The 4,935-nt window shown below is 72.2% G+C and carries 5 protein-coding genes; 3 read left to right on the top strand and 2 right to left on the bottom strand.

Annotation, left to right across the window (positions count from 1 at the left end):
• Both ACFQ4O_RS15110 and ACFQ4O_RS15105 read left to right on the top strand, forming a co-directional pair.
• A partial coding sequence (locus tag ACFQ4O_RS15110) for an EAL domain-containing protein (protein ID WP_378776777.1) occupies positions 1–928 on the top strand: 928 nt, incomplete at its 5' end.
• 31 nt (positions 929–959) lie between these two features.
• Entirely contained in the window at positions 960–1,826 is an 867-nt protein-coding gene (locus tag ACFQ4O_RS15105; RefSeq protein ID WP_378776775.1) for a TIGR01459 family HAD-type hydrolase, read from the top strand.
• A 97-nt stretch (positions 1,827–1,923) separates the two neighbouring features.
• Here ACFQ4O_RS15105 and purD read toward each other — a convergent pair whose 3' ends face one another.
• Together purD and ACFQ4O_RS15095 are read right to left on the bottom strand one after the other, a co-directional pair.
• Positions 1,924–3,189 carry a phosphoribosylamine--glycine ligase gene (purD, locus tag ACFQ4O_RS15100; protein ID WP_378776773.1) on the bottom strand — a complete coding sequence of 422 codons (1,266 nt, stop codon included), beginning with the start codon at positions 3,187–3,189 and terminating at the stop codon, positions 1,924–1,926.
• A gap of 137 nt (positions 3,190–3,326) precedes the next feature.
• On the bottom strand, positions 3,327–3,689 hold the full coding sequence (locus ACFQ4O_RS15095; protein WP_378776771.1) for an amicyanin: 363 nt from the start codon (positions 3,687–3,689) through the stop codon (positions 3,327–3,329).
• 356 nt (positions 3,690–4,045) lie between these two features.
• Here ACFQ4O_RS15095 and xseA point away from each other — a divergent pair.
• Positions 4,046–4,935, top strand: an 890-nt coding sequence (gene xseA / locus ACFQ4O_RS15090) for an exodeoxyribonuclease VII large subunit (RefSeq protein WP_378776769.1), incomplete at its 3' end; no start/stop codon positions are given.

The following is a 4,935-nucleotide window of genomic DNA, read 5'->3' as shown; positions in this document are numbered from 1 at the left end:
CGCCCAGCGGCTGGCGCAGGTGGCCGAGACCCGGGGCGAGGCCGAGAAGGCGCAGGCGGCCGAGGCGTTCGATCCGCTCGACGCGGCCGAGCCCGAGGTGGCGGCCCCCGCCGCCCCCGTGGACCGTGGCGTGGCCGCCCGCGTGGAGCTTGCGCTGCGCGACGACCGGGTCGATTTCTTCCTGCAGCCGGTGGTGTCGCTGCCGAACCGCCGCGTCACCCATTACGAGGGCCTGTCGCGCCTGCGCGAGCCGGACGGCATCGCGCTGCCCGAGGAGTTCCTGGAGGTGGCGGCGGCCGAGGGTCATCTGCCCGAGATCGACCGCCGGGCGGTGATGCGCGGCCTGAAAGTCGCGGAGCGCCTGCAGGCGAGCGGCCGCAACATCGGCCTGTTCATCAACGTCTCGCCCCAGACGCTGGGCGACGACCGCGCCCTGTCCGACTTCGTGGAGCGCATCGACGCCAATCCGGACCTCGCCCGGGCGGTCACGCTGGAGCTGGCGCAGGAGGCCTTCGACGGGCTGGCGCTGGCGGAGCGCGAGGCGCGCAAGGCGCTGACCGAGCGCGGCGTGCGCTTCTCCATCGACCATGTGACGGACCTGCGCCTCGACCCGCGCGATCTGGAGCGGCGGGGCGTGCGCTTCGTGAAGATATCGGCCGCGACCCTGCTCGCGCCGGACGCGGCGCGCGGGCTGTCCATCCACCCGTCCGACCTCGCCAACCTGCTGGCGCGCCACGGCGTCGATCTGATCGTGACGCATGTGGAGGACGAGCGCATCGTCCCCGAGCTGCTCGACCACGACGTCAAGGCCGCGTCGGGCCACCTGTTCGGCGTGCCGCGCCCGGTGCGCGACGACGCCGGCGACGGCGCGCGCTCGGACGAAACGCCGCGCCGCTTCGCCCCCCGGCCGCTCGTCGTGCGCGGTTGACGGGGCCGCGGCGGGGCCTTAGCCGGTGCTGATGTCCGACGCCTCCTCGCCCGTCTACGCCCGCTTCGCGCCGCTCGCCTCCGCCTACGACGTCGCGCTCTGCGACGTCTGGGGCGTGCTCCACGACGGGCTGACGGCGCACGCCGCCGCGGCCGACGCGCTGACGCGGTTCCGCGCCCAGGGCGGGGCGGTGGTGCTGGTCTCCAACGCGCCGCGCGCCTCCGACTGGGTGATCTCCCATCTCGACGGCTACGGCGTGCCCCGCAGCGCCTGGGACGCGGTGGTGACCTCCGGCGACGTCACCCGGCACATGCTGGCCGAGCGCGGGCTGACCCGCGTGCACCACATCGGGCCGGACCGGGATCTGCCGCTGTTCGACGACGACACGCTGGAGCTTGTCGGGCCCGACGAGGCGCCGATCGTGGTGGTGACCGGCCTCGTGGACGATTCCCGCGAGGTTCCGGAGGACTACCGCGCCCGGCTCGATGCGCTGAAGGAGCGCGGCGCGCCGATGATCTGCGCCAATCCCGATCTCGTAGTTCAGATCGGCGACACGCTGCTGTGGTGCGCGGGCTCCATCGCCGACATGTACCGCGACATGGGCGGCGAGACCCATTACGCCGGCAAGCCCTACGCCCCGGTCTACGACGCGGCGCTGTCGCTCGCGACCGACATCCTCGGCCGCCACGTGGAGCGCGGGCGCGTCATCGCCATCGGCGACGCGGTGCGGACCGATCTCGCCGGCGCGGTCAATTTCGGGGTGGACTGCCTGTTCGTAGCGGACGGCATCCATGCGGAGGAGCTCGGCCGCGGCGCGCCGGACCCGGAGAAGCTCGCGGCGCTGTTCTCGGCCCACGGGCTGCACCCGGTCGCCGTGTCGCCCCAGCTCATCTGGTGAGGATCGCCGGCCGGCGATCCTGATCCGGATCGGCGTATCCGTCCGTCACGCCTGACGACGCCGCGAGGGCTAACGCCCTCGCGGCGTCGTCAGGCCGTCACTCCTCCAGCCGCGCCACCGCCCGCCAGCCGATGTCGCGCCGGCAGAAGCCGTCCGGCCAGTCGATCGCGTCCACCGCGGCGTAGGCGCGGGCCTGCGCCTCGCGCACGTCCGCGCCGGTCGCGGTCACGGCCAGCACCCGACCGCCGTTCGCCGTCAGCCGTTCGCCGTCGCGGGCCGTGCCCGCATGGAACACGGTGACGCCGTCGCGGGCCGCCGCCGCGGCGAGGCCCTTGATCTCCGAACCCTTGGCGTAGGCGCCCGGATAGCCCTTCGCGGCCATGACCACGGTGAGCGCCGCGTCCGCCGAGAAGGCGGGCGCCCTATCCTCGAGTCGGCCGTCCACGGCGGCGAGCAGCAGCTCAAGCAGGTCGTCCTTCAGCCGGGGCAGCACCACCTGCGCCTCCGGGTCGCCGAAGCGCACGTTGTATTCGACCAGCCGCGCCGCGCCGCCCTCGATCATCAGGCCGGCGTAAAGGAAGCCCACGAACGGCGTCCCGGCCGCCTTCATGGCGGCGATGGTGGGGCGCACGATCTCGGCCATGGCGCGCTCGGCGATCTCGGGCGTCAGCACCGGGGCCGGGGAATAGGCGCCCATGCCGCCGGTGTTGGGGCCTTCGTCGCCGTCATAGGCGCGCTTGTGGTCCTGCGCGTCACCGAACAGCAGGGCGGTCTCGCCGTCGCACAAGGCGAACAGGCTCGCCTCCTCGCCGGTCATGAACTCTTCGATCACGGCCTCCGCGCCCGCGTCCGCGAAGATGGCCTCGACGGCGTCGGTCGCCTCCTCGATCGACATCGCGACGGTGACGCCCTTGCCGGCGGCGAGGCCGTCGGCCTTCACCACCACCGGCGCTCCGAAGGCGTCGAGCCCTGCGCGGGCCTCGTCCAGGCTCGTCGCCCGGCGGAAGCCCGCGGTCGGCAGATCGTGGGCGGCGCAGAGCTCCTTGGTGAAGGCCTTGGAGCCTTCGAGGCGGGCGGCGGCGGCGGTGGGGCCGAAGGCCTTGATCCCGACCTCCGCCAGCCGGTCCACCACGCCGAGCACCAGCGGGACCTCGGGGCCGACGACGACCAGATCGACCTTTTCCGCCTGGGCCAGCGCCACCACGCCGTCGATGTCGTCCACGGCCACGTCGCGCAGCTCCGCGTGGCGGGCGACGCCGGGATTGCCGGGGGCCGCGATCAGCTTCGTCAGCTTCGGGCTTTTCGCGAGCGTCGCCGCCAGCGCGTGTTCGCGGCCGCCGGAGCCGAGCAGGAGAACGATCATGGCAGCCTCGCGCGAAGGGATGAGGGGTGGGGACGTCGCGGGCCCTATCTAGACCAGCCGTGCGCGAACGAAAACGCCCCGGACCATGCCGGGGCGTCGAAGCGGACGTTCGATCGGGGGCCGCGAGCGGCGCGCCGTCACTCGACGATGACTTTGCCCTTCATCATCGGATGCGGCGTGCAGATGTAGCTGTACTCGCCGGCGGTGTTGAACTTCACGGTCCAGGTGGCGTCGGTCGCCAGCATCTTGCCCTGGGCGTTCGGCGCGCCCTTGGCCGGGCCCTGACGGAAGTGGACGTTGTGGGCCATGGTGTCCTTGTTGGTCCAGGTCACCGAGTCGCCCGCCTTGATTTTGATCTCGGGGGTGCCGAAGGCCATCTTGTCGATGACGATGGCGTTGGCGCTCGGCGCGCCGCCTTCGACGATTTCGATCGCGTCGGCGGCGTGGGCCGCGCTGAAGGGAAGCGCGAGGCAGAACGCGGCCAGAACAGCGGTGCGCATGGAGTTCTCCTTGGGTGCCTGCGATCTCCGGGCGTGGGGGATCCAAGATGAAGCCCGGACATCATGTTGGGCGCCGCGTGAACCTGGAAGGATTCCAGCCGGTTCCGCAGCGTCTTGACGTGGGGCGCGTCAGCCGGATGTCTTTACCGCGGCCGGCCGTTGCGCCGCGTCTTCAAATAAGACTTTTATAACGACGGCAAGGCCTCGCGAGCGCGCGAGCGAAAATGTGATCCGCCTGTTATTCTTATTATTCAAAGCGGCGGTCGGCGGCGCGGCGGTCGGCGGCGCCCCGCTGCCGGTCGCCTTTCCCGCGCGGGCGCCTTAAACGGGAAGGGGACCGCAGCCGCAGGGATTCCATGCCGCCGAAGGACACGCCCACCAACGCCCCGGACGTCACGGTTTCGGAGCTGTCGCAGGCGCTGAAGCGCACGGTCGAAGACGCGTTCGGCTATGTGCGCGTGCGCGGCGAAATCTCAGGCTATCGCGGCCCGCACTCCTCGGGCCACGCCTATTTCGCGCTCAAGGACGAGGGCGCCAAGATCGACGCCGTGGTCTGGCGCGGCTCGTTCTCCAAGCTCCGGTTCAAGCCGGAGGAGGGCATGGAGGTGATCGCCACCGGGCGGCTCACCACCTATCCGGGCAAGTCCGCCTACCAGATCGTGATCGACGCGCTGGAGCCGGCCGGCGTCGGCGCGCTGATGGCGCTGCTGGAGGAGCGCCGCCGCAAGCTCGCGGCCGAGGGCCTGTTCGACCGGGAGCGCAAGCGGCCGATTCCCTTCCTGCCGGAGGTCATCGGCGTGGTGACCTCGCCCACCGGCGCCGTCATCCGCGACATCCTGCACCGTGTGTCGGACCGGTTCCCCCGCCGGGTGCTGGTGTGGCCGGTGCGGGTGCAGGGCGAGACCGCGGCGGCGGAGGTGGCGGCGGCCATCCGCGGTTTCAACGCGCTCGCGCCCGGCGGCCCCATTCCCCGGCCGGACGTGCTGCTGGTGGCCCGCGGCGGCGGCAGCCTGGAGGACCTCTGGGCCTTCAACGAGGAGATCGTGGTGCGCGCCGCGGCGGAGAGCGCCATTCCGCTGGTCTCGGCGGTCGGCCACGAGACCGACACCACCCTGATCGATTTCGCCGCCGACGTGCGGGCGCCGACGCCGACCGCCGCCGCCGAGATGGTGACGCCGGTGCGCGCCGACCTTTTGGCGACGGTCGCCGAGCGCGGCGCGCGGCTGAAGGGCGCCGCGCTGCGTGG

It is taken from the genome of Methylopila musalis (genome assembly GCF_042679725.1).
GTDB classification, from domain to species: domain Bacteria; phylum Pseudomonadota; class Alphaproteobacteria; order Rhizobiales; family Methylopilaceae; genus Methylopila; species Methylopila musalis.
The sequence above is the reverse complement of the archived record's forward strand: the minus strand, read 5'-3'. Positions and strand labels throughout refer to the sequence as shown.

Coding starts and splice junctions, on each gene's coding strand:
- ACFQ4O_RS15095 (WP_378776771.1), bottom strand. CDS start 3,689: ATGCGCACCGCTGTTCTGGCCGCGTTCTGCCTCGCGCTTCCCTTCAGC.
- ACFQ4O_RS15105 (WP_378776775.1), top strand. CDS start 960: ATGTCCGACGCCTCCTCGCCCGTCTACGCCCGCTTCGCGCCGCTCGCC.
- purD (WP_378776773.1), bottom strand. CDS start 3,189: ATGATCGTTCTCCTGCTCGGCTCCGGCGGCCGCGAACACGCGCTGGCG.